The organism is Streptomyces sp. NPDC053542 (assembly GCF_044544685.1).
Classification (GTDB): Bacteria; Actinomycetota; Actinomycetes; order Streptomycetales; family Streptomycetaceae; genus Streptomyces.
On record NZ_JBITXL010000001.1, the window covers coordinates 406962 to 430449 of the forward strand.

22 protein-coding genes are annotated in these 23488 nt (G+C 72.7%); 14 read left to right on the plus strand and 8 right to left on the minus strand.

The window, feature by feature from the left end:
- The first annotated feature begins 96 nt into the window (after nt 1-96).
- Together ACIGXO_RS01825 and ligD are read left to right on the plus strand one after the other, a co-directional pair.
- Nucleotides 97-750: a DNA polymerase ligase N-terminal domain-containing protein gene (locus ACIGXO_RS01825; RefSeq protein WP_399778987.1), complete on the plus strand. Its 654-nt coding sequence runs from the start codon at nt 97-99 to the stop codon at nt 748-750.
- A gap of 2 nt (nt 751-752) precedes the next feature.
- Nucleotides 753-1769, plus strand: coding sequence for a non-homologous end-joining DNA ligase (ligD, locus tag ACIGXO_RS01830; RefSeq protein ID WP_399778989.1), 1017 nt, complete (start codon nt 753-755; stop codon nt 1767-1769).
- Nucleotides 1770-1802: 33 nt separating this feature from the next.
- Here ligD and ACIGXO_RS01835 read toward each other — a convergent pair whose 3' ends face one another.
- From ACIGXO_RS01835 to ACIGXO_RS01855, 5 genes are all read right to left on the minus strand, one after another.
- Nucleotides 1803-2462, minus strand: coding sequence for a chemotaxis protein CheB (locus ACIGXO_RS01835; RefSeq protein ID WP_399778991.1), 660 nt, complete (start codon nt 2460-2462; stop codon nt 1803-1805).
- A gap of 25 nt (nt 2463-2487) precedes the next feature.
- Complete coding sequence (locus ACIGXO_RS01840) at nt 2488-3720, minus strand: cytochrome P450 (RefSeq protein WP_399779930.1); 1233 nt, start codon at nt 3718-3720, stop codon at nt 2488-2490.
- A 26-nt stretch (nt 3721-3746) separates the two neighbouring features.
- Nucleotides 3747-4061: a hypothetical protein gene (locus tag ACIGXO_RS01845; protein ID WP_399778993.1), complete on the minus strand. Its 315-nt coding sequence runs from the start codon at nt 4059-4061 to the stop codon at nt 3747-3749.
- A 138-nt stretch (nt 4062-4199) separates the two neighbouring features.
- Nucleotides 4200-4874, minus strand: coding sequence for an HAD family hydrolase (locus tag ACIGXO_RS01850; protein ID WP_399778995.1), 675 nt, complete (start codon nt 4872-4874; stop codon nt 4200-4202).
- 119 nt (nt 4875-4993) lie between these two features.
- On the minus strand, nt 4994-6190 hold the full coding sequence (locus ACIGXO_RS01855) for a 4-hydroxybenzoate 3-monooxygenase (RefSeq protein WP_399778997.1): 1197 nt from the start codon (nt 6188-6190) through the stop codon (nt 4994-4996).
- A gap of 205 nt (nt 6191-6395) precedes the next feature.
- On the opposite strand from ACIGXO_RS01855, the gene ACIGXO_RS01860 reads away from it, so the two are divergent.
- Complete coding sequence (locus tag ACIGXO_RS01860) at nt 6396-8093, plus strand: IclR family transcriptional regulator C-terminal domain-containing protein (protein WP_399778998.1); 1698 nt, start codon at nt 6396-6398, stop codon at nt 8091-8093.
- 167 nt (nt 8094-8260) lie between these two features.
- A complete protein-coding gene (locus ACIGXO_RS01865) occupies nt 8261-8791 on the plus strand; it encodes a hypothetical protein (RefSeq protein WP_399779000.1) in 531 nt (176 codons plus the stop codon).
- Nucleotides 8792-8797: 6 nt separating this feature from the next.
- On the opposite strand, the gene ACIGXO_RS01870 is transcribed toward ACIGXO_RS01865, so the two are convergent.
- Nucleotides 8798-9292, minus strand: a complete 495-nt coding sequence (locus ACIGXO_RS01870) for a MarR family winged helix-turn-helix transcriptional regulator (protein ID WP_399779002.1) — start codon at nt 9290-9292, stop codon at nt 8798-8800.
- 242 nt (nt 9293-9534) lie between these two features.
- On the opposite strand from ACIGXO_RS01870, the gene ACIGXO_RS01875 reads away from it, so the two are divergent.
- From ACIGXO_RS01875 to ACIGXO_RS01900, 6 genes are read left to right on the plus strand one after another with little or no spacing between them, the layout of a single operon-like run.
- The gene (locus ACIGXO_RS01875; RefSeq protein WP_399779004.1) at nt 9535-10470 is read left to right on the plus strand and encodes an SDR family NAD(P)-dependent oxidoreductase; all 936 of its coding nucleotides are present in this window, start codon (nt 9535-9537) and stop codon (nt 10468-10470) included.
- Nucleotides 10471-10488: 18 nt separating this feature from the next.
- Nucleotides 10489-11355 (plus strand): amidohydrolase family protein, encoded by an 867-nt coding sequence (locus tag ACIGXO_RS01880; RefSeq protein WP_399779933.1) that lies wholly within the window; start codon nt 10489-10491, stop codon nt 11353-11355.
- Nucleotides 11356-11377: 22 nt separating this feature from the next.
- A complete protein-coding gene (gene menE, locus ACIGXO_RS01885) occupies nt 11378-12889 on the plus strand; it encodes an o-succinylbenzoate--CoA ligase (RefSeq protein WP_399779005.1) in 1512 nt (503 codons plus the stop codon).
- A 41-nt stretch (nt 12890-12930) separates the two neighbouring features.
- The gene (locus ACIGXO_RS01890; RefSeq protein WP_399779008.1) at nt 12931-13386 is read left to right on the plus strand and encodes a MaoC family dehydratase; all 456 of its coding nucleotides are present in this window, start codon (nt 12931-12933) and stop codon (nt 13384-13386) included.
- Entirely contained in the window at nt 13383-14729 is a 1347-nt protein-coding gene (locus tag ACIGXO_RS01895) for an MFS transporter (protein WP_399779010.1), read from the plus strand. The genes ACIGXO_RS01890 and ACIGXO_RS01895 overlap by 4 nt, the downstream gene beginning before the upstream one ends.
- On the plus strand, nt 14716-16098 hold the full coding sequence (locus ACIGXO_RS01900; protein WP_399779012.1) for an alpha/beta hydrolase family protein: 1383 nt from the start codon (nt 14716-14718) through the stop codon (nt 16096-16098). Before ACIGXO_RS01895 ends, ACIGXO_RS01900 begins: the two co-directional genes overlap by 14 nt.
- A gap of 51 nt (nt 16099-16149) precedes the next feature.
- Here ACIGXO_RS01900 and ACIGXO_RS01905 read toward each other — a convergent pair whose 3' ends face one another.
- Both ACIGXO_RS01905 and ACIGXO_RS01910 read right to left on the minus strand, forming a co-directional pair.
- On the minus strand, nt 16150-16482 hold the full coding sequence (locus ACIGXO_RS01905) for a plasmid stabilization protein (protein WP_399779936.1): 333 nt from the start codon (nt 16480-16482) through the stop codon (nt 16150-16152).
- 88 nt (nt 16483-16570) lie between these two features.
- Nucleotides 16571-17122 carry a cysteine hydrolase family protein gene (locus ACIGXO_RS01910; protein WP_399779013.1) on the minus strand — a complete coding sequence of 184 codons (552 nt, stop codon included), beginning with the start codon at nt 17120-17122 and terminating at the stop codon, nt 16571-16573.
- 191 nt (nt 17123-17313) lie between these two features.
- Between ACIGXO_RS01910 and fdh the strand changes: the two genes are divergently transcribed.
- From fdh to ACIGXO_RS01930, 4 genes are all read left to right on the plus strand, one after another.
- Nucleotides 17314-20589, plus strand: coding sequence for a formate dehydrogenase (gene fdh / locus ACIGXO_RS01915; RefSeq protein ID WP_399779015.1), 3276 nt, complete (start codon nt 17314-17316; stop codon nt 20587-20589).
- Nucleotides 20586-21527, plus strand: a complete 942-nt coding sequence (locus tag ACIGXO_RS01920; RefSeq protein WP_399779017.1) for a 4Fe-4S dicluster domain-containing protein — start codon at nt 20586-20588, stop codon at nt 21525-21527. The genes fdh and ACIGXO_RS01920 overlap by 4 nt, the downstream gene beginning before the upstream one ends.
- On the plus strand, nt 21524-22465 hold the full coding sequence (gene nrfD / locus ACIGXO_RS01925; RefSeq protein WP_399779019.1) for an NrfD/PsrC family molybdoenzyme membrane anchor subunit: 942 nt from the start codon (nt 21524-21526) through the stop codon (nt 22463-22465). The genes ACIGXO_RS01920 and nrfD overlap by 4 nt, the downstream gene beginning before the upstream one ends.
- Before the next feature lie 4 nt (nt 22466-22469).
- Nucleotides 22470-23488 (plus strand): phosphotransferase family protein (locus ACIGXO_RS01930; RefSeq protein ID WP_399779021.1); only part of this gene is annotated, 1019 nt, incomplete at its 3' end.

The window sequence follows — 23488 nt, forward strand, 5'->3', positions numbered from 1 at the left end:
TCGCCGCTCCCGCGTGCGACGCGCCTGCCCGTGCGCGACGCTGACACCAGCGGCCGCGACGGTGACAGCGGCGGCCGGCAGTAGGAAGGAGTTGGCGTGAAGGGCGAGCGAGGGCTGTCGACGTATCAGCACAAGCGCGACTTCGAGCGGACCCGTGAGCCGCGGGGCCAGGAGGCCGCCGGGCCGCCGTCCGCCGACGGCGGCGACCCGGTCTTCGTCGTGCAGATCCACGACGCCTCGACCATGCACTTCGACTTCCGGCTGGAGGTCGACGGCGTACTGAAGTCCTGGTCCGTCCCGAAGGGCCCCTCCACCGACCCGCACGACAAGCGGCTGGCGATGCCGACCGAGGACCACCCGATGGAGTACCGCGAGTTCGAAGGGGTGATCCCGAAGGGCGAGTACGGCGGCGGCACGGTCATCGTGTGGGACCAGGGCACGTACCGCCCGCTCCCGCCGAAGAAGCGCAAGGACCGCGACGCCTCCTTCGCCGAGCGGCTGGAGCACGGGCACGTGACGTTCTGGATGGACGGCGAGAAGCTGCGCGGCGGCTATGCGCTCACCCGCTTCCGTACGGCGGAGGGCGCCGAGGGCCGGGAGTCCTGGCTGCTGGTGAAGGAGAACGACGAGCGGGCCGGCCGGCGCGGCACACCGGACCCGCGCCGGGCCAAGTCCGCGCGGAGCGGGCGGACGCTGAAGCAGGTCGCGGACGACGAGAGCGCCGGCGACGGCGAGAGCAAGGAGCGCTGAGCGTGGCGGGCCTGCTGGAGTCGCTGCCCGGCGAACAACGGCGGCTGCTGGCCGACGCCCCCTCGGGCGAGGAGCTGGCAGCCCACCCCATGCTCGCGGTGCTCTCCGACCGCCGGGACTTCGACGAGGACTGGATCTTCGAGCGGAAGCTCGACGGCGTACGCGCGCTGGCCGTACGCGACCGGACCCGCACCCGGCTGCTGTCCCGTACCGGCCGGCCCCTGAACGACACCTACCCCGAGATCGCCGACGCGCTGGCCGCCCAGACCTGCCGGGACTTCGCCGTGGACGGTGAGATCGTCGCCTTCTCGCAGGGCCGCACCGAGTTCTCCAGGCTCCAGCAGCGGATGGGCATCACCGACCCGGCACAGGCCCGCGCCAGCTCGGTGGCGGTGACGTACTACGTCTTCGACCTGCTGCGGCTGGACGGCAAGGACCTCCGCGGGCTGCCGCTGCGCACCCGCAAGTCGCTGCTCCGCCGCAGCCTGCGCTACGTCTCCCCGCTGCGCTTCACCCCGCACCGCAACGAGGGCGGCCCGCAGCGGCTGGCCGACGCCTGCGAGCGGGGCTGGGAGGGGCTGATCGCCAAGCGCGCCGACGGCCCCTACGTGCCGCGCCGCTCCTCCGACTGGCTGAAGCTGAAGTGCGCCCGCGGCCAGGAGTTCGTCATCGGCGGCTTCACGGAGCCGGCCGGCAGCCGCGTCGGTTTCGGGGCGCTGCTGCTGGGTTACTACGCGGACGGCGCGCTGCGGTACGCGGGCAAGGTCGGCACCGGCTACGACCAGGCCGCGCTGCACCGCATCCGCGGCCTCCTGGACGAGCGGGAACAGGCCCGTTCCCCGTTCGGCGACCCGGTACGGGAGCGGGCCGCGCACTGGGTACGCCCCGAACTGGTCGCCGAGGTCGGCTTCACCGAGTGGACCCGGGACGGGATGCTGCGCCACCCGCGGTTCCTGGGCCTGCGGGACGACAAGAAGCCGTCGGAGGTGGTGCGGGAGGAGCCGTCGCGGGCCGCCTGACGCCGGCTGCCCCGAACGGCCCCCGTACGACGGTCAGCACGCCTCGCTGCCGCTGTCCGGTCCCTTCTCGGCCGCCGTCGTCACACGGGTCCGGATCTCCTTGGCGATCTCCGTCAAGGGCAGCACCTTGTCCACCTCGCCGGTGCTGATCGCCGCGCCCGGCATCCCGAAGTGCGCCGAGGTCTCCTCGTCCTGCGCGAGGACCCGGCCGCCGCAGCAGGTGATCGCGCGGATGCCGGACTGGGCGTCCGTGCCGACGCCGGTGAGGACCACCGCCAGCGCCCGCGGCCCGCAGGTCACGGCCAGGGTCGCGAGCATCATGTCCGCCGTCGGCCGCGGCGGCAGCGCGCGCTCGCCGACGGCGATCAGTCCGATGCGGTTGTCGTTGACCACCAGCAGGTGGCAGCCGGGCGGGGTGACCAGTACGGTGCCCTGCTCCATGGTGTCCCCGTCGCGCGCCGAGCGGACCCTCAGCGGGCTGCGGGCGTCGAGGAGCTCCGGCAGCCTGTTGGGACGGTTGGGCTGCTGATGCTGGGCCACCAGGACGGCCGCCGGCAGATCGGCGGGCAGCGGCCCGAGCACGTTGAACAGCGCGTTGAGCCCGCCGGCCGAGGACGCGAGCGCGACCACCGGGAACCGGGCCTCGGGCGAGAGGCCGGGCTCCCGGTCGAACTTCGGGACGTACGACGTCATGGCTGCCGCCTGCCCATGCCGCCGGTCAGCCGACGCCGGTGACGACGAACCCGCCGCGCACCGTCGACGGGACGCGGTGCAGCGGCACCGTCAGGTCCTGCTCCGGCACGCGGTACTCCAGCCGCGCCAGCAGCGGTACGAGGGTCTGCAGCAGCGCGAGCACGATGTCCTCGCCCGGGCAGCGGTGGCCGCCTGATACCTCGCCGCCGCCCTGCGGGATGAGGTCGTCGCGGCCCGGCTCGGCGTCCGTGAAGCGCGTGGGGTCGAAGGTGTACGGGCTCGGCCACAGGTCGGGGTCGTGGTTCTGCCCGTAGACGTCGAGCAGGACCATCGTGCCCGCCCCGATGCGCTCGCCGCGCCACTCCAGGTCCCGTGCGGCCAGTCCACCGAGGAACGGCACGAAGGGGTAGAAGCGGCGTACCTCGTGGGCGAAGCCCCGGGCGTACGCGGCGTCGCCCTTGGCGAGCGGCGCGCGGTGCTCGGGCCAGCGGTGCAGGGCGTGCGCGGCGAAGGTGAGGAACCAGGCGACCGCGACGGTCGGCCGGATGACGTTGAGCACCTCCACGGCGGCGGTGTGCGCGTCGAGCGGGGTGCCGTCGGCCTCCCGGTGCAGGGCCACCTCGGTCAGCGCCGTACCGATCGGGCGGCCCGACGCCGCGTGCTCGGGGCCGGCCCGCCGGATGTCCTCGATGCGGCGCGCCAGCCGTTCCTCCTGGCGGCTGCGCGCGCGGCGGGCGCGCCAGTGGCGCGGCCCCGGTGTCGCGAAGCCGTCCACCATCGCCACCAGGTCGTCGGCCATCTCCCGCGCGCCGTCGTCGTCCAGCTCGACGCCCGCCCAGTCGCAGACCGCACGGGTGAGGAGCAGCGCGAACGCGTCGAAGAGGACGACCCGCGGGCTGCCGGACCAGTCGGCGCGGGCCCGCTGCCACTCGGCGGCCGCGCGCTCGGTCAGGTCGGCGATGCCTTCCGCGTCCTTGAGCAGGTGGACGAAGAGGGCCTTGCGCACCCGGTGGCGGTCGCCGTCGAGGGTGTGCACGGCGCCGCGGCCGAAGAGCGTGTCGAGCACCGGGCCCGGCAGCGCGTCACGGCGGTGGATGTTGCTCTCGTCGTAGAAGAACCGCACGGCGTCCGTGCCGTGCAGCGCGATCGCCGGCTTTCCCAGCAGCCGGGTGCGGACGGGCGCGCCGCCGTTGCGGCGCCGGCGGTCGGGCAGCCATGCGTACCCCTCCAGGAGCAGGGGCACGGTGCTGTCGGACAGGGGCGACAGGGGCACCGCCACAGCGCTCAGTCCTCCTCCGGCCGCGCGGGCTGCTGCCGCTTCGCGCGTGGCGGGCGCTGGTCCCGCTGATCCGGGTCGGTGCCTGCCTCGGCGCGGCCGGCCTCGTCGAGGGACTCCTGGGCGTCCAGGCTGGTGGTCAGGGGGTCCCCGCTCTCACCGGCCACGTGCCGCCGCTCTTCGGGGCGCCCGACGCGCGTCTCGGCGTCCTCGAACTCGGCCAGCACCTCCTTCGCCGCCGTGTCCCGGCTCCGGGGATCGCCCCGGCCCGCGCCCTTGGCGGCGCTGCGCCCGTTCTCGCCCTGTTCGTTCTTCGGGGTCATAACGCTCCGTTCCGTCCTTCCGGGGACTGCACGAGAAGTTCACGGGTGCCCGCCGGGCCCGCCTCAACTCATCTTCGTGCGCCAAGTCATATCCGGCATCACGGGATGTTTTCCCCGCGCCTCGGAGGGACAGCAGCCTCACCCCTCCCCCGCCACCCGGGCGAAGAGGCTGTCGTCGAGCCGGGTCAGCAGATCGGCCGGATCCGCGTACACCTCCGAGGCGCCGGCCTTCTCCAGGTCGGCCCGCGGGATGCCGCCGCACAGCAGGGCGATCGCCCCGACCCCGGCCCGGGTCGCGGCCTGCATGTCCCACACCGAGTCCCCGACGAACACCGCCTGCTCCGTCGTCACCCCGGCCAGCTTCCTGGCGTGCTCCACCGGCTCGGGCGCGGGCTTCCCCTCGCTGACGTCGTCCGCGCTCGCGGTGTCCACGATGGCGTCGTCGGCGTCGATGGCCCGCCGCAGCGCGCCCAGCTCGTACCCGCCGGCCGAGGTGACCAGCACGTTCCGCCAGCCGCGTGCCGCCAGGGCGCGCAGCAGCTCCCCCGCGGCGTCCAGCGCGGGCAGCCGATCGAAGTACGTCGCGTACAGCGTCTTGTGCGCGGCGCTGATGTCCGCGTCCTGTCGGGTGTCCCGGTCCTCCCCCAGTACATGGGCGATCAGATCGCTCGACGGACGGCCGAGCGCGTGGTGGATGGCGGTCATCTGCACGTGATGCCCGCGCTGCCGGAACGCCTCCCACCACGCCGTGACGTGGAGGTGGTTGGTGTCGGCGAGCGTGCCGTCGACGTCGAAGAGTGCCGCGCGTGCCATTGCTGTGCCTTTCTGTCCGGGACGCCTTCCCTCCGGAACGTACGGCGTACCCGTCACAGCGGCATCGACTACCGCGGCCCCGGCCGGATGGGGGAACGCGGCCGGAGCTGCGGCGGGGCTCAGACCAGCGGCCCCGTCGCCAGCGGCAGGCCCGTGTAGTTCTCGGCCAGTTCCGCGGCGGCGTGGCGGGAGGCCGCGACGCGGTCGAGCTGGGAGAGCTGCAGGCGGGTCTCGAAGGGGGACTGGCCGGGGGCGGTGTGCAGGGTGGTGGTCATGAAGTACGAGAAGTGTTCCGCGCGCCAGACGCGGCGCAGGCAGGTGTCGGAGTAGGACTCCAGGAGGTCCGTGGCGCCGGTGGCGTGCCAGTGGGTCAGCGCGCGGGCCAGGACGATGACGTCGGCGGCGGCGAGGTTGAGGCCCTTGGCGCCGGTGGGCGGCACGATGTGCGCGGCGTCGCCGGCCAGCAGGACCCGGCCGTACGCCATCGGCTCGGTGACGTGGCTGCGCATCGGGAGGACCGACTTGGCGGTGACCGGGCCGCGCTTGAGCCTCCAGCTGGGGTCGGCGTCGAGGGCGAAGCGGGCGTCGAGCTCGTCCCAGATGCGGTCGTCGGGCCAGTCGGCGGGGTCGGTGCCGTTGGGGACCTGGAGGTAGTGCCGGCTGACCGACGGGGACCGCATGCTGGCGAGCGCGAAGCCGCGGTCGGAGTGGGCGTAGATCAGCTCGTCGGCGGCGGGCGGCGCGTCGGCGAGGATGCCGAGCCAGGAGTACGGGTACACGCGCTCGTACGTGGTGCGCAGCTGCTCCGGTACGGCGTTCCGGGCCACTCCGTGGAAGCCGTCGCAGCCGACGACGTAGTCGCAGGTGAGGGTCTGTTCCTGGCCGTCGTGGGTGTAGCGGATCCGCGGGCGGTCGGTGTCGGCGCCCTCCACCGCGTGCACGTCCGCCTCGAAGAGCAGCGGGCCGCCCTCGGCGAGCTGGAGCGCGATGAGGTCCTTGACGACCTCGGTCTGGGCGTAGACCGTCACGCGGCGCCCGTCGGCGAGTGAGGGGAAGTCGATGCGGTGGGCGCGCCGGTCGAAGCGCAGCTCTATGCCGTCGTGGACCATGCCCTCGGCGTCCAGCCGCGCCCCGGCGCCGCAGGCCCGCAGCGCGTCGACGGTGGCCTGCTCCAGGATGCCCGCGCGCTGGCGCTGCTCCACGTACGCGCGGTCGCGGCGCTCCAGGAGGACGCTGTCGATGCCGGCGGTGTGCAGCAGACGGGCGAGCAGCAGGCCGGCGGGGCCGCCGCCGATGATCCCGACGGTGGTGTGCATGTGGTGTCTCCTCGTCGTCGAGGACGGGGCGGTACAGGTTCGAGTGCGAGTACCGCTTCTTGTGACGGAATTCTTGTAAGGGTGTTCGCGTAGTGAAATAATGTTCACGATCGCGTGGCCATGAGTCTGCGCCCGCTCCGTACGCCTGTCAACGGTTTGACCACGGGCGATTACGGTGTCCTGCACGAACCGCGACGGAGGGCCGATGCCACCGACCGACACCACGACGCCGCCCGCTGCCGGCCAGGCGCCTGCCGAGGTACCGGCCGAGGCCGTCACGCCGCTGATGCGCGGCATCGCCGTGCTGCGCCGGCTCACCGACGCCGACGGCACGCTGAGCCCGAGCGAGCTGGAGCGCGCCACCGGCCTCGCCCGCTCCACCGTCGACCGGGTGACCGCGACCCTCGCCCGGATGGGCTTCGTACGCCTGGACGGCCGGGACGCCGTGCTCACCCCGCGCGTCATGGCACTGGGCAACGCCTACCTCGACGCGCTGCGGCTGCCGGGGCTGCTCGGCGGGCACGCCGACGCGCTCGCCGACGCGCTGGACGAGTCGGTGTCCCTCGCGGTCCCCGACCGGGACGGCATCCGCTTCCTGCACCAGGCGACCCGGCGCCGCGCGATGTCGCTGAGCTTCCGCATCGGCGATCTGCTGCCGGCCGAGCGCACCGCGCCGGGCGCGCTGTTCGCCGCGGAGTGGACGGAGGCGGAGTGGGCGCGCTGGCGGGAGCGCCGGGCCGCCGATCCGGAGGACCGCGGCTTTCCGGCGGTGCCGCCGCGCGATGCCGGCCGGGCGGCGGCCGACGGCGCCCCCTTCGAGGAGCGTGCCCGGGAGGCGCGCGATCGGGGGTGGGCGCTGGACGACCAGCTGATCGAGCCAGGGCTGGTGGCGCTGTCCGTACCGGTACGCGCCCCGGACGGCTCCATCGCGTGCGCCGCGAGCGTGGTCAGCCACACCAGCCGGCACAGCGCCGCGTCCTTGCGGGACACGCTGCTGCCGCGGCTGCGGGAGACCGTGGCCGGGATGGAGCGGGAGCTCGCACAGGCCGCGGACGAGCCCGCCCCGGAGCCCGCCGAGCAGCCGCTCGCCGCCTGGACCGCCGCCTCCAAGCAGGAGCTGGGCCGGGAGTTCATCGAGTCCCTGGCCCGCGGCCTGACCGTGCTGACCGCGTTCGGCGCCGGCCGCGCCGAGCTGACGCTGTCCGCGGCCGCGGAGGCCACCGGCCTGGCGCGGGCCACCGCGCGCCGGGCCCTGATCACCCTGGAGCACCTGGGGTACGTGGCCTCCGAAGGGCGTACCTTCCGGCTCACCCCGCGCGTCCTGGCGCTCGGCTACCCGCCGCTCTCCCGCACCTCGCTCCCCCAGATCGCCGCACCCCATCTCGCGGCGCTCGCCGCGCGGGTGCACGACTCGGCGTCGCTCGCCGCGCTCGACGGCGACGACATCCGGTACACGGCGCGGGTCGCCACCACCCGCGTGATGAGCGTCAACATCACCGTCGGCACCCGGCTGCCCGCCTACGCCACCGCGCTGGGCCGGGTGATGCTGGCGGGGCTGCCGCCCGCCGAGCGGGCCGCCCGGCTCGCACGCACCGAACCGCGGCCGCTGACCCCGCGGACGGTCACCGACCCCGACGCGCTGGCCGCGCTCCTGGACCAGGTCGCCGACCAGAACTACGCACTGGTCGAGGAGGAGCTGGAGGAGGGGCTCCGCTCGATCGCCGTACCGGTCCGCAGCGGTACGGGCGAGGTCGTGGCGGCCGTGAACGTCGCCATGCACACCGTCCGCCGGACCGCCGAGGAGTGCGTCACGGACGTACTCCCCGAACTGCGCGCCACGGTCGCCGGCATCGAGGCGGACCTGCGCATCGCGGGACGCTTCGCACGCATCCCACTGACCTGAGCGACCGCGCCGGTTCACTGGTGTGGCGTGTGGTGCACAGGGAGAGCTGTGCGGGTGGCCGGTTCGTGGTGCAGTCGTTGGACGCTGTGTTGTCCGGCTCGTCCGGTGTCGCTTGGGTTGGCCGTGCTCGTCGTTCCGGGAAAGCCGACCGACACAAGGATGGGTTCATGCGCATGTTCGCGCGCTGCACGGCAGCACTGCTCGGTATGACCGCCGGGGCACTGTTCCTGGCCCCCTCTTCCGCTCATGGCGGCACCGCTCTTCTCAGCTGCGAGGGCGAACAGAAAGCCACGTACAGCCCCGCAATGACCAAGAAGGAGCAGCTCCTTACCGCCACGGTCGCGGAGAACTACCACTGCCTCTTGGCGCCGGAAGGGATCAGCGACGGTAACGGCGCAGCGTCATTCAAAGAGAAGGCCAGCTGCCTGGCGACCGTACAGCCCAACCAGCGCGATGTGATCCAGTACGCGTGGAACAACCGACAGACCAGCACTGTCGAGTTCAAGCTCACCAACGTCGATCGTCTGGCCAATGGCACCACCATGGTCACGTCAGTGGGCAAGGTCACCAGCGGTCTGGGCAAGGACAGCACTGCCACTCGCGTGGTGGTCCTGCCCTCGCTGGACTCGGACGCCTGCTTCGAAGGAGTGGAGTCGCAGAAGGGCCGCGCCACCCTGAAGTTCGTGGGTGCGCCCTAGCACCGCTCACCCCCGATCCGTCTGCGCCACCCGCAACAACAACGCATGCAGCGTTTCCCGTTCCTCGTCCGAGAGGGGGCCGGTCAGTTCGTCGGTGACGCGGTGACTGGCCTCGTCGGTGTCGCGGAGGTACGTCCGGCCGGCCTCGGCCAGTACGACGATGCGGCGGCGCCGGTCGGCGGGGGCAGGTCGGCGTTCGACGAGGCGGAGGCGTTCGAGGTCGTCGACGAGGCCGACGATGGCGCTCGGGTCGTAACCGAGGCGTTCGCTCAGATCCCGCTGGGGCGCGCCCTCGACGGTGGCGAGGTAGCGCAGCAGTGCGTAGTGCCGCAGCCGGAGGCCGGATTCCTGGAGGGCCGCGTTGAAGAGCTGCCCGGAACGCAGGCCGAGCCGGTAGAGCAGATACCCGGTGTCGGCGTGCAGGCCCCGCATCCACGGCTCGTCGGCGTCGACGGGCCGTGGACGCGGGGTCCGGTCGGTGGGCGTTCCGTGGGCGGTCATCGGTGGGGCGCTCCCTGTTCGGTGCCCCAGGTGCGGGGCAGCTTCTCCGGCTCTCTCCGGCTCTCCATCTCACCAGCGCGCTCAGCATGCCGCATTTTCGATTACGAAGACAACCATTGACGTTGACAACGATTGGTCTTAGCTTCGGTCACGGCGAGGCCGGAAGTCGGGCGAACAGTCCGACCCGCCTCCCCCATGCCATCCAACTCCCTTGCGCCCTGCGCCTGTTGAGAGGATTTGCCGTGTCCGGACCCACTGCCCACTCCCCCGTCGACCTCACCGGCAAGGTCGCCGTCGTGACCGGTTCCGGCCGCGGCCTGGGCCTCGCGTACGCCTCGGCCCTCGCCGCGGCCGGCGCGTCCGTTGTCGTCAACGACCTCGACGAGGCCGTGGCCGAGCAGGCCGCGAAGAGCATCACCGAGGCCGGTGGCCGGGCCGTCGCGGAGGCCGTCGCCGTCGGTACCACCGAGGCCGCCGACCGGCTGGTGGCCCGCGCGGTCGAGGAGTTCGGCCGGCTGGACGTGATGGTCACCAACGCGGGCATCCTGCGGGACCGCGTGCTGTGGAAGATGACCGACGAGGACTTCGACGCCGTCGTCACCACCCACCTCAAGGGCACCTTCACCTGTGCCCGGGCCGCCGCCGTGCGGATGCGGGAGCAGGGCGAGGGCGGCCGGCTGATCCTGGTCGGCTCGCCCGCCGGGCAGCGCGGCAACTTCGGGCAGACCAACTACGCCGCCGCCAAGGCCGGCATTGCCGCCATGACCCGTACCTGGTCGATGGAGCTGGCGCGGGCCGGGGTCACGGTCAATGCGATCGTGCCGGTCGCGGCGACCGCGATGACCGAGACGATCCCGGCGTTCGCGCCGTACATCGAGGCCATGCGGCGCGGCGAGCCGCTGCCGGACTTCCTGCGCAAGGGCGAGGGTTTCGGCACGGCCGAGGACTGTGCGGCGCTGGTGCCGTTCCTCGCGTCGGACGCGGCGAAGGATGTGACCGGCCAGTGCGTCGGCATCGGCGGCGACAGGCTCGCGCTGTGGTCGCACCCGCAGGAGGTGTCGGTGGCGTACGCGGACGGGGGCTGGCGCCCGGAGACCATCGCGGCCGCCTGGCACACCAGCGTGGGCCGCGAGCCGCAGTCCGTGGGCATCCCCGCCCCCGTGATCCCGGAGGCGTGAGCCATGACGACCGGCGCGATGAACGTGGACGAGCTGGTGGCCATCGACGTGCACACGCACGCCGAGGTCTCCAGCAAGGGCCAGGCGTCCCTGGACGACGGCCTGGCCGCCGCCTCCAGCGCGTACTTCAAGATCGAGGGCAACCGGAAGCCGACACTGCCGGAGATGGCCGCGTACTACCGCGAGCGGAAGATGGCCGCCGTCGTCTTCACTGTGGACGCGGAGTCCGCGACGGGCACCGAGCCGGTGCCCAACGAGGAGGTGGCGGAGGCCGCCGCCGAGAACGCAGACGTACTGATCCCGTTCGCCTCGCTCGACCCGCACCGCGGCAAGGCTGCGGTGAAGCAGGCGCGGCGGCTGGTCGAGGAGTACGGCGTACGCGGCTTCAAGTTCCACCCGAGCATCCAGGCGTTCTTCCCCAACGACCGGCTGGCGTACGGGCTGTACGAGGTCATCGAGGAAACCGGGGCGATCGCCCTCTTTCACACCGGGCAGACCGGCATCGGCGCGGGCGTGCCGGGCGGCGGCGGGATCCGGCTGAAGTACTCCAACCCGCTGCACGTCGACGACGTGGCCGCCGACTTCCCCCACCTGAAGATCATCCTGGCGCACCCCTCCTTCCCCTGGCAGGACGAGGCGCTGGCCGTGGCCACGCACAAGCCCGGGGTGCACATCGACCTGTCGGGCTGGTCGCCGAAGTACTTCCCGCCGCAGCTCGTGCAGTACGCCAACACACTGCTGAAGGACAAGGTGCTCTTCGGCTCCGACTATCCCGTGCTGACCCCGGACCGCTGGCTCGCGGACTTCGAAAAGCTTCAGATCAAGGACGCGGTCCGGCCGAAGATCCTCAAGGAGAACGCCGCCCGGCTGCTCGGGCTCGCCTGACCCCACCGAAGGAGGCGCCGCTGTGCGCAACGAGGGACTGGGGTCGTGGCCCGCCCGGCGGGCCCGCAAGACCCCGCACCGCACCGCCGTCCGCCACGAGGGCACGGCGACCACCTACGCCGAACTGCACGAGCGCACCACCCGGCTGGCTCGCGCACTGCGCGCGGCCGGCGTCCGGCGCGGCGACCGGATCGCCTATCTCGGCCCCAACCACCCGGCGTTCCTGGAGACCTTCTTCGCCGCGGGCGCACTGGGCGCGGTCTTCGTGCCGCTCAACACCCGGCTGGCCGGACCGGAGATCGCGTACCAGCTCACCGACTCGGGCGCCGTCACACTGGTGCACTCCCCCACCCACACCGACCTGGTGACCCACCTGGGCGACACGGCCGCCACCGTACGGACGTACATCGAAGTGGGCCCGGAATACGAGGAGTTGATAGCGGGAGCCGGTGCCGAGCCGATCGACGAGCCGGTCACCGGCGACGAGGTATGCATCATCATGTACACCTCGGGCACGACGGGCCGCCCGAAGGGCGCGATGCTCACGCACGCCAACCTCACCTGGAACGCGCTCAACGTCCTGGTCGACACCGACCTGACCGCGGACGAGGTGGCGCTGGTCTCCGCGCCGCTGTTCCACACCGCCGGGCTGAACATGCTCACCCTGCCGGTCCTCCTCAAGGGCGGCACCTGCGTCCTGGTGGAGTCCTTCGACGCCGAGGCCACCTTCGACCTGATCGCCGAGCACCGGATCACCTTCATGTTCGGCGTGCCCACGATGTACGAACGGATCGCGCGCAGCCCCCGCTGGCCGGCCGCCGACCTGTCCTCGCTGCGCCTCCTCACCTGCGGCGGCTCCCCCGTGTCCGGGCCGCTGATCGCCGCGTACCAGGAGCGCGGGCTGGCCTTCCAGCAGGGGTACGGCATGACGGAGGCGGCGCCCGGTGCGCTCTTCCTCGACGGTGAGCACGCCGTGAGCAAGGCGGGCTCGGCGGGGGTGCCGCACTTCTTCACCGACGTCCGCGTCGTACGGCCGGACCTCTCCCCCACCGCGATCGGCGAGACCGGCGAGGTGCTGGTGCGCGGCCCGAACGTGATGCCCGGCTACTGGGGCCTGCCCGAGGAGAGCGCGGCCGCGTTCGCCGACGGCTGGTTCCGTACCGGCGACGCGGCCCGGATCGACGCGGACGGCTATGTCACCGTCGTCGACCGCCTCAAAGACATGATCATCTCGGGCGGCGAGAACGTCTATCCCGCCGAGGTCGAGAACGCCCTGCTCGCCCACCCGGGCGTCGCGGAATGCGCCGTGATCGGCGTACCGGACGAGCGGTGGGGCGAGGTGCCCCGCGCCGTCGTCGTCGCCCGGGAGGGCTGCGCGCTGGACCCGGCCGAGGTACTCGACGCGCTCGCCGGACAGTTGGCCAAGTACAAGATCCCCAAGTCGGTGGTGGTGGCGGACGAACTGCCGCGCACCGCCTCCGGAAAGCTCCTCAAGCCCCGCGTCCGCGCGCTGTACGGCAGCAGCGCGAGCTGACGCAACGTCACCTCCCCGTTTCCCCTTTCAGGAGATCCCCCATGACCCTCACCGTCAACGGCCTCGACGAACTCAAGAAGCTCGCCGGCAGCGACCTCGGCACCAGCGACTGGCTGGAGGTCACCCAGGACCGCATCGACACCTTCGCCGACGCCACCGGCGACCACCAGTGGATCCACACCGACCCGGAGAAGGCCGCGCAGGGCCCGTTCGGCGCACCCATCGCGCACGGCTATCTCACCCTCTCGCTGTTCATACCGCTCTTCACCGGCCTCCTCGACGTCCAGGGCGTCACGACGAAGGTCAACTACGGCCTGGACAAGGTGCGGTTCCCCTCCCCCGTGAAGGTCGGCTCGCGCATCCGGCTGGCCGCCACGCTCGCCTCCGTGGACGAAGTGAAGGGCGGGGTGCAGATCGCGGTCGACGGCACGGTCGAGATCGAGGGCGCCGACAAGCCCGCCTGCGTGCTGCGCAGCCTCTCCCGCTTCTACGGATGACCGCCGTGAGCGAGGCGCAGGACAACCGGCAGCTGAGACGGGTCGCGCTCTCCGGCCTCATCGGCACGGCCGTGGAGTTCTACGACTTCCTGGTCTACGGCACGGTCGCCGCGCTCGTCTTCGGCGACCTGTTCTTCCCCGCTGCCTCGCCCGCCGCCGGTACCGTCGCGGCCTTCGGGACCTTCGCGGCCGGGTATGTCGCCCGGCCGCTCGGCGGCCTCGTCTTCGGGCACTTCGGCGACCGGCTCGGCCGCAAGTCGATGATGCTGACGACGATGGTGCTGATGGGCGTCGGCAGCTTCCTCATCGGACTGCTGCCGACGTACGACGCGATCGGCGTGTGGGCGCCCGTCCTGCTGGTGCTGCTGCGCGTCGTCCAGGGCATCGCGATCGGCGGCGAGTGGGGCGGCGCGACGCTGATGGTCGCCGAGCACGCGGGCAGCCGGCCGCGCGGCCGCTGGACCAGCCTCACCCAGCTCGGCGCGCCGCTCGGCACCGTCCTGTCCACCGCCGTCGTCACTCTCGTCGGCACGCTGCCGGACGACCAGTTCCGTACGTGGGGCTGGCGGGTGCCGTTCCTGCTCAGCCTGGTCCTGCTGGGCGCGGGGCTGTACGTACGGCTGAAGGTCACCGAGAGTCCGCTGTTCCGCGCGGTCAAGGAGCAGCGCACCGCCGCCCGGCTGCCGCTCCTCGATGTACTGCGCAGGCCGCGCGCCGTGCTGCTCGCGGCGTGCGTGGGCATCGGCCCGTTCACCGCCCAGTCGCTGCTGACCAGCTTCATGGTCTCGTACGCGGTGGGCCACGGCTTCTCGCGGACGCAGGTCCTCACCGGCGTCACGCTCGCCTCCTGTACGGCGCTGCTGGTGCTGCCGTGTGCGGGGGCGCTGTCCGACCGGTTCGGGCGGCGGCCGGTGGTGCTGGCCGGTGCGGTGCTGTCGGCGGCCACCGCGTACCCGGTGTTCGCGCTGGTCGACTCCGGCAGTCCCGGGCTGCTGATCCTGGCGCTCGTCCTCGGGCACGGCGTCGCGCAGTCCACGATGTACGGGCCCCTGGGGGCGCTGCTCACCGAGATGTTCGGGACGCGCGTGCGGTACACCGGCGCCTCGCTCGGCTATCAGACCGCGACGCTGCTCGGCGCCGGGTTCTCGCCGCTGATCGCCGGCAGCCTGCTCGCTTCGTACGGCGGCAGCGGGCCCGTCGCGCTGCTGCTCGCGGCGGGCGCGGCCGTCACGGCGCTGACGGTGTGGCGGGTCAGGGAGACCAGCCGCGACCGGTTCGGCACGGAACAGCACAACGCGGATGAGCCATTCCAACGGAAGGAGTCCCTCAATGAGAGCACGTGAACGGGCAGGGGTCGGCATGGCCGTCGCCGCGCTGCTCACCGCCGCCGCGGTGCCGCCCGCGGCCGCCGCGCCGGCCGGGTCCCGCCACCTCGAAGGCACCCTGTCCTCCGGCGCCACGTACATGATCGACACCCCCGCCCACTGGAACGGCACCCTGCTGCTGTTCAGCCACGGCTACCGGCCCGCCGGCGCGCCCAACCAGGCGGTGGACGCCTCCGATGAGGCGACCAAGAAGCTGCTGCTCAGCGAGGGGTACGCGCTGGCCGGGTCCTCGTACTCCGCCACCGGGTGGGCCGTGGAACAGGCGGTGCCCGACCAGCTCGCCACCCTCGACGTCTTCGCCGACCGGGTCGGCCCGGCACGGCGCACGCTCGCCTGGGGCCAGTCCTACGGCGGCCTGGTCACCACCGCCATCGCTGAGCGGCACCCCGGCCGCATCGACGGCTCGCTGTCCCTGTGCGGCCTCGTCCAGGGCGGCGTCGCCAACTGGAACTCCACCCTGGACCCGGCCTTCGCCCTGAAGACACTGCTGGCGCCCGACTCCGGCATCCGGCTGACCGGCTTCGCGGACGCGGACGAGGCCGACCGGACCGCCGGCGAGCTCGGCTCCGCCGCCGCCAAGGCCCAGAAAACCCCGGCCGGACGGGCCCGGATCGCGCTGGCCGCCGCCCTGCACAACATCCCCGGCTGGAACGACCCGAAGCAGGAGCGTCCCGCGCCGCACGACTACGAAGCGCAGCAGGCCAATCAGTACCAGGCGGTCGGCATGATGCTGGACGCCGCCTTCGGGCGCCGCCAGGAGGCCGAGCGGCGGGCCGGCGGCAACATGTCCTGGAACACCGGCGTGGACTACGCCGCGATGCTGCGCAAGTCATCCGGTTTCAAGGAGGTCTCGGCGCTCTACAAGGCGGCCGGTCTCTCGCTGCGGAACGACCTCCGTACGCTCGCCGACGCGCCCCGCATCAAGGCGGACCCGGCGGCCGTCCGCTACATGACCCGCAACATCGCCTTCACCGGGAAGCTGCGCACCCCGCAGCTGGACGTGCACACCACCGGCGATCCGCTGGTCCCGGTCCAGGTCACCTCGGCGCACGAGCGGGCCGTCACGGCCGCCGGGTCCGGAGCGCTGCTGCGCCAGGGGATTGTCGACAATGCCGGGCACTGCACGTTCAGTCCCGCCGAGCAGCTCGCGGCGCTGCACACGGTCGGCCGCCGGGTCGAGACCGGGCGCTGGGGCGACACCTCGCCCGGCGCGCTCAACGCGGAGGCGCGGCGGTCCGACCCGACGACGGAGGCGCGTTACCTGGCCTTCCGCCCGGGGCCGTATCCGCGTCCGTACGATCTGGCGCACCCGGGCGACGGCCAGTAGGGACGACCAGCGGGGCGGACGGGGCGGTCAGCGGCCGAGCGGCATCCGTGGTCAGCGGCCCAGCGCCTTGGCCAGCTCGTCCTTGGTCATCGAGGAGCGGCCGTCGATGTTCTTCTGCTTGGCCTCGTTGTAGAGCTGGTCCTTCGTCGGACCCTTCGGACCCGTGCGGTTGCCGGAGCGCTGGCCGCCGCGTTCCGGTGCGGACTTCGTGTCCTGCGTGGAGGACCGGCTCGCCGACTTCGCCTCGCCGGAGCGGGCCCGCTCCTTGTTGACCGTCCGCGCGGCGATCTCCTTCGCCCGGCCGGAGGAGGCGCCGCGCTTCTCGGCGCCTTCCTTGATGTGTTCGTACTGACGCTCGCGCTTGGCGTTGGAGCCGCTGGGCATCATGCGCTCCTCTCCGTACGCGGAACAGGTCTCGCGTTCCGCTCGGCTGTGCTTGCGCCACCCGAGTGCCCGGCACGGCAGCCGTCAATCACGCCGCGGCCGCGTCCCAGTCCAGCGTGGCGACCGTGCAGATGTGGGTGTTCATGTTCCGTTCCATCATCCGCAGCGCCGCTTCGGCGAGGTCGGGGTGGATGGCGGCGACCGCGTCGTCCGGGACGGTGACCTTCAGGTGCCGGATGTGCGCGTCCAGCGCGGAGTACATCACGCACTGCTCGGTGACCTGTCCGCACAGCACGACGTGGTCGATGCCGAGCTGGGACAGCAGGTAGGCCAGCGGCGTCTCGTAGAAGATCGAGTGCCGGGCCTTGACGATGAACAGCGAGGAGTCGTCGGGGCGGATCGGGTCCACCAGTTCCGCGTGCGGCCCGGCGAGCGCGGTCTCCAGGATCTCGCCGTGGTGCGAGCGCCACTCGCCGAAGTTGTCGTTGGCGTAGATCACCGGTACGCCGTCCTCGCGGGCCCGGTCGATGAGCCGGACGACGGCGGGCAGCGCCTTGCGCACCGAGGGCAGCAGCAGCTCGGCGTCCTCGTGGTCGTAGGTGTTGATCATGTCGATGACGATGAGGGCGGTGTGACTCACGCCTCCAGGGTTCACCGCGGGCGCGCGGTTCTCACCTCGGGACCGCGGTCACTGCGCCCCGAGCCGGCCGGGGCCCGGCCGCTCGCCCGATTGGCGGGTGTGAGCGGCCTGTCGGCGGGCACCCGGTCGCATCAGGGGCAACCCTGGAGGCATTCATCACGCGGCACCGGGCGCCGACGGCGGGAGGACTCATGGGCGTGCAGCGGCGGATCCGCGACTGGCCCGTGTACCGGCAGCTCACCGGCGGGGATCCGCTCGGCCGCGGACGCGCCGCGATGTCCGCGTACACCGAGGAGCTGCGCCCGCGTACGGACACCGCCGACCGGGTGGTGCAGTCGGTCTGTCCGTACTGCGCGGTCGGCTGCGGCCAGCAGGTGTACGTCAAGGACGAGCGCGTCGTCCAGATCGAGGGCGACCCGGACTCCCCCGTCAGCCGGGGCCGGCTGTGCCCCAAGGGCTCGGCGACGCTTCAGCTGACGACCGGCGACGCGCGCCGTCACCAGGTGCTGTACCGGCGGCCGCACGGCACCGACTGGGAGCCGCTCGACCTCGACACGGCCATGGACATGATCGCTGACCGGGTCATCGAGACCCGCCGCGAGACCTGGGAGTGGGAGGTCGACGGCGCGCGCGTGGCCCGCACCCTCGGGATCGCGAGCCTGGGCGGCGCGACGCTGGACAACGAAGAGAACTACCTGATCAAGAAGTTGCTGACCGGGCTCGGCGTGGTCCAGGTGGAGAACCAGGCGCGGGTCTGCCACAGCTCGACGGTCGCCGGGCTCGGCACGTCCTTCGGGCGCGGTGGCGCGACCACCTTCATGCAGGACCTCCAGCACGCCGACTGCATCGTCATCGAGGGCTCCAACTTCGCCGAGGCGCATCCGGTCGGCTTCCAGTGGGTCATGGAGGCCAAGGCCCGCGGCGCGACCGTCATCCATGTCGACCCGCGCTTCACGCGCACCAGCGCCCTCGCCGACCTGCACGTACCGCTGCGGGCCGGTACGGACATCGCGTTCCTCGGCGGGATCATCAACCACGTACTGTCCGAGGGCAAGGAGTTCCGCGACTACGTCCTGGCGTACACCAACGCCTCGACCCTGGTCGGCGAGGACTTCCAGGACACCGAGGACCTGGACGGGATCTTCTCGGGCCTGGACGAGGAGAAGCACCGCTACGACGCGGAGACCTGGCAGTACGAGGGCGCTGACGTGCAGGCGCCCTCGGGCGACGTGGAGCAGCGGCACGACGAGCGGCTGCAGAAGGACCCGGAGACCGGGCGGCATCTCCACGCGGCGGGGCACGCGGAGACCCACGGCTCGGGCGGCGCGCAGGCCGAGTCCCGCGCCGCCCACGACCCGACGCTCCAGCACCCGCGCTGCGTCTTCCAGATCCTCAAGCGCCACTACGCGCGCTACACGCCCGAGATGGTCGAGGAGGTCTGCGGCGTGCCGCGGGAGACGTTCCTGCGCGTCTGCGAAGCCCTCACCGAGAATTCCGGCCCTGACCGCACCAGCGCTTTCGTGTACGCGGTGGGCTGGACGCAGCACACGGTCGGCTCGCAGTACATTCGCGCGGCGAGCGTCCTGCAATTGCTGCTGGGCAACATCGGACGGCCCGGCGGCGGAATTCAGGCCCTGCGCGGCCACGCCTCCATCCAGGGCTCCAGCGACATTCCCACGCTCTTCAATCTGCTGCCCGGTTATCTGCCGATGCCGCACGCCCACGCGCACGAGGATCTCGACACGTTCGTCACGGCGAGCCGTACGGACAAGGGATTCTGGAGCAATATGCGGGCGTATCTCGTCTCCCTGCTGAAGTGCTATTACGGCGACGCGGCACAGCCGGAGAACGACTTCTGCTTCGACCACCTGCCGCGGCTGACCGGCTCGCACGGCGCGTACGACATCGTCCTCGCCCAGCTCGACGGCGCCTGCAAGGGCTACTTCCTGATGGGCGAGAACCCGGCCGTCGGCTCCGCCAACACCCGCCTGCAGCGGCTCGGCATGGCCAACCTGGACTGGCTGGTGGTCCGGGACTTCTCCCTCATCGAGTCGGCCACCTGGTGGCAGGACGGCCCGGAGATCGAGTCCGGCGAGCTGCGCACCGAGGACATCGGCACGGAGGTGTTCTTCCTCCCCGCCGCCTCGCACACCGAGAAGTCCGGCTCCTTCACCAACACCAACCGGTGGCTCCAGTGGCACCACGCCGCCGTCGAGCCCGAGGGCGACGCACGCAGCGACCTGTGGTTCATGTACCACCTCGGCCGCCGCATCAAAGCGAAGCTGGCCGCCTCCACCGACCCGATGGACCGCGCGATCCAGGACCTGGCCTGGGACTATCCGGTACAGGGCGAGCTGGCCGAGCCGGTCGCGGATGCCGTACTGGCGGAGATCAACGGCCGCGGCCCGGACGGCGCGCCGCTCTCCGCGTACACCCAGCTGAAGGACGACGGCTCGACGAGCTGCGGCTGCTGGATCTACTGCGGGGTGTACGCGGACGGCGTGAACCAGGCCGCGCGCAAGAAGCCCGGCTCCGAACAGGACTGGGTCGCCGCGGAATGGGCCTGGGCCTGGCCCGCCAACCGCCGCATCCTCTACAACCGCGCCTCGGCCCGGCCCGACGGCACCCCCTGGAGCGACCGCAAGGCGTACGTCTGGTGGGACGCCGAGGCCGGCAAGTGGACCGGGCGCGACGTGCCGGATTTTGTACCGGACAAGGAGCCCGGGTACGTGCCGCCGGACGGCGCCGAGGGGCCGGACGCGCTGCGCGGTGACGACCCGTTCATCATGCAGGCCGACGGCAAGGGCTGGCTGTTCGCGCCCGCCGGGCTGCTCGACGGGCCGCTGCCCACGCACTACGAGCCGCAGGACTCGCCGTTCACCAACGCCCTGTACCCCGCCCGCTCCCGGTCGCCCGCCCGGGAGATCCACTCCCGCCCCGGCAACCGCTACCACCCCAGCGGCGACGAGCCCGGTGCCGGCACCTATCCGTACGTGGTCACCACCTACCGGCTCACCGAGCACTTCACGGCGGGCGGCATGAGCCGCTGGTCTCCGTATCTCTCCGAGCTCCAGCCGGAGTTCTTCTGTGAGGTCTCCCCGGAGCTCGCGGCCGAGCGCGGCCTCAGGCACACCGGCTGGGCCACGGTCATCACGGCCCGCAACGCGATCGAGGCGCGGGTGCTGGTGACGGAGCGGATGAAGCCGCTGACCGTACAGGGCCGCACGGTGCACCAGATCGGCCTGCCGTTCCACTGGGGTCCCAACGGCACGGTCACCGGCGACGCGGCCAACGAGCTGGTGGCCATCGCGCTGGACCCCAACGCGCACATCCAGGAGGACAAGGCGCTGACCGCCGACATCCGGCCGGGCCGCCGGCCGCGCGGCCCCGACCTGCCCCGGCTGGTCGCCGAGTACCGGCGGCGGGCCGGCATCACCGAGCTCACGGGAAGCGAGCAGCCGTCATGACCGGCGTCTTCTTCGAGACCGGCAGCCTCTTCAGCGGACCGGAACCGGACCCGGCCGGGGACGCGGGCCACCCTGACCCGCCCGAACGGGTCGGCTTCTTCACCGATACCTCCGTCTGCATCGGCTGCAAGGCGTGCGAGGTGGCGTGCAAGGAGTGGAACGCGATCCCCGAGGACGGCCTGTCCCTCACGGGCATGTCGTACGACAACACCCAGGACCTGGGCGCCTCGACGTGGCGGCACGTCGCGTTCATCGAACAGTCGGCACCGCGCCCGGTCCCTGGCTCGCCCTCACCCGACGGCCGTACGCAACTGCCGCTCGCCGAGGAGGACCCGCAGCAGCCCGCCGGGGACATGCGCTGGCTGATGTCCTCCGACGTCTGCAAGCACTGCACGCACGCGGCCTGCCTGGACGTCTGCCCGACCGGCTCGCTGTTCCGCACCGAGTACGGCACGGTCGTGGTCCAGGAGGACATCTGCAACGGCTGCGGTTACTGCGTACCGGCCTGCCCGTACGGCGTGATCGAGCAGCGCGAGGGCGACGGCCGGGCCTTCAAGTGCACGATGTGCTACGACCGGCTCGGCGCGGGCCAGGAACCGGCCTGTGCCAAGGCGTGCCCCACCGACTCCATCCAGTTCGGCCCGCTGGACGAGCTGCGCGAGCGGGCCGCGCTGCGCGTGGAACAGCTCCAGGAGGCGGGCGTGCCCGGCGCCCGGCTCTACGGGCACGACCCGGAGGACGGCGTCGGCGGCGACGGCGCGTTCTTCCTGCTCCTGGACGAACCGGAGGTGTACGGGCTGCCGCCGGACCCGGTGGTCACCACGCGCGACCTCCCGGCGATGTGGAAACACGCGGGGGCCGCGGCGCTGTCCCTGGCGGCCGGTGTCACGGCCTCCTTCGTACTGCCCGCGATGCTCGGACGGAAGGGACGGCGATGACCGGCACCCCGACCAGGAAGGGCGAGCGGCGGCGCAAGGGCGAGGAACTGATGGTCCCCCGCGCCGAGTTCGACTCGTACTACGGCCGCCCCGTCATCAAGGCCCCGGCCTGGAAGGACCGGGACATCGCCGGGTACTTCTTCACGGGCGGCCTGGCCGGTGCCGGTTCCGTACTGGCCGCGGGCGCCCAGCTGACCGGCCGCCCCACGATGGCGAAGACCCTGAAGATCTCGTCCCTGGCGGCGATCTCCCTCTCCACCGCCGCTCTCATCAACGACCTGGGCCGGCCCTCCCGCTTCGCCAACATGCTCCGCGTCTGCAAGCCGACCTCGCCGATGAGCGTCGGCTCGTGGCTGCTGGCGGGGTACGGGCCGCTGGCGGGCGCGGCGGCCGCGAGCGCGGTGACCGGGTGGCTGCCGCGCGCGGGCGCCGCCGCGACCGGGGCCGCCGCGCTGCTCGGTCCGGCCGTCGCGACGTACACGGCCGTACTCGCCGCGGACACGGCGGTGCCCGCCTGGCACGGCGCCCACCGCGAACTGCCCTACCTCTTCGCCGCCTCGGCGACCGCGGCCGCCTCGGGCATGGCCCTGGTGACCTCCCCGACCGGGGAGAACGCGCCCGCGCGGAGCGCCGCGCTGCTGGCCGCCGCGGCCGACAAGGCGGCCATGAGCGCGGCCGAGCGGCGGCTCGGCATGGTCGCCGAGACCTACCGCTCGGGCAAGGCCGGCAAGCTGCTGCGCTGCGCCGAGACGCTCACCGTCGCGGGCGCCGCGACCGCCGGCCTCCTGGGCGGCCGCAGCCGCCCGGCGGCGGTGGCGGGCGGCCTCGCGCTCCTCGCCGGCTCGGCCCTCACCCGCTTCGGCGTCTTCCACGCCGGCATCGCCTCCGCGGAAGACCCGAAGTACACGGTCGAACCGCAGCGGAGGGGGAAAGAATGAGCCCATGGGGTCGCGACTGCCGTTCGGGGACGGGTTACGGGCCGCGCTGGGCTCGCCCGGGCGCTCGCGCAAGCTGAGCAGCAGCCCGCGCTCGCGCGTGTGGCGCGTCGAGCTGCCGGACGCGACGGCGGTGGTGAAACAGCTCGTCGGCGGCCCTGGGGCCGACGACCGGTACGCCCGTGAGGTGGCTGCCCTGCGGCTCGCCGCCCGGGCGGAAACTCCCGTGGTGCCCGCGCTGCTGGCCGTCGACCCCGGCGAGCGGGTCCTGGTACTGGAGCATGTGGAGCACCGCCGCCCGGCCGGCGACTGGATCGTCGACTACGCCACCGCGCTGGCACGGCTGCACGCCACCGCCCGCCCGGAGGACGCCGGGACACTCCCCCGGTGGCAGGGCCCGGGCCAGGCCGACATCGAGTCCTTCCTGCGGCTGGCCGGGGCCCTGGAGGTACCGGTCGCGCCCGGCGTACGCGGCGAACTCGACGGCCTCGTGCACCGGCTCGGCCAGGCATCCGGCCATGCCCTCCTCCACGGGGACCCCTGCCCCGGCAACGACCTCCACACCGCCACGGGACTCCGGTTCATCGACTTCGAGCAGGCGTCACTGGGCAGCGGCCTGATGGAGCTCGCCTACCTGCGCATCGGCTTTCCGACCTGCTGGTGTGTCACCTCGGCCGCGGAGCCGCTGCTGGCCCGGGCCGAGCGCGCGTACCGGGCGGAGTGGCGCGCCCTGACCGGCTCCGAGGCCCCGGACGGGCTCGCCGACGCGTGCGCCGGCTGGCTGCTCCGCGGCGACGCGCTGGTGCAGCGGGCGCACCGCGACGGCACGGACCACCTGGCCCGGGTTCCGCACCGGGACTGGAAGTGGGGCACCGCGACCGCCCGGCAACGGCTCGTCCACCGGCTCGGGGGGGGGGGGGGGGGGGGGGGGGGCGGCCCCCCCCCCCCCGCGCCCCGGGGGCGGGGGCCCCCCCGCGGGCCGCGCGCCCGGCGCCCCGCGGGGGGCGGGGGGGCCGGGGCGCCCGC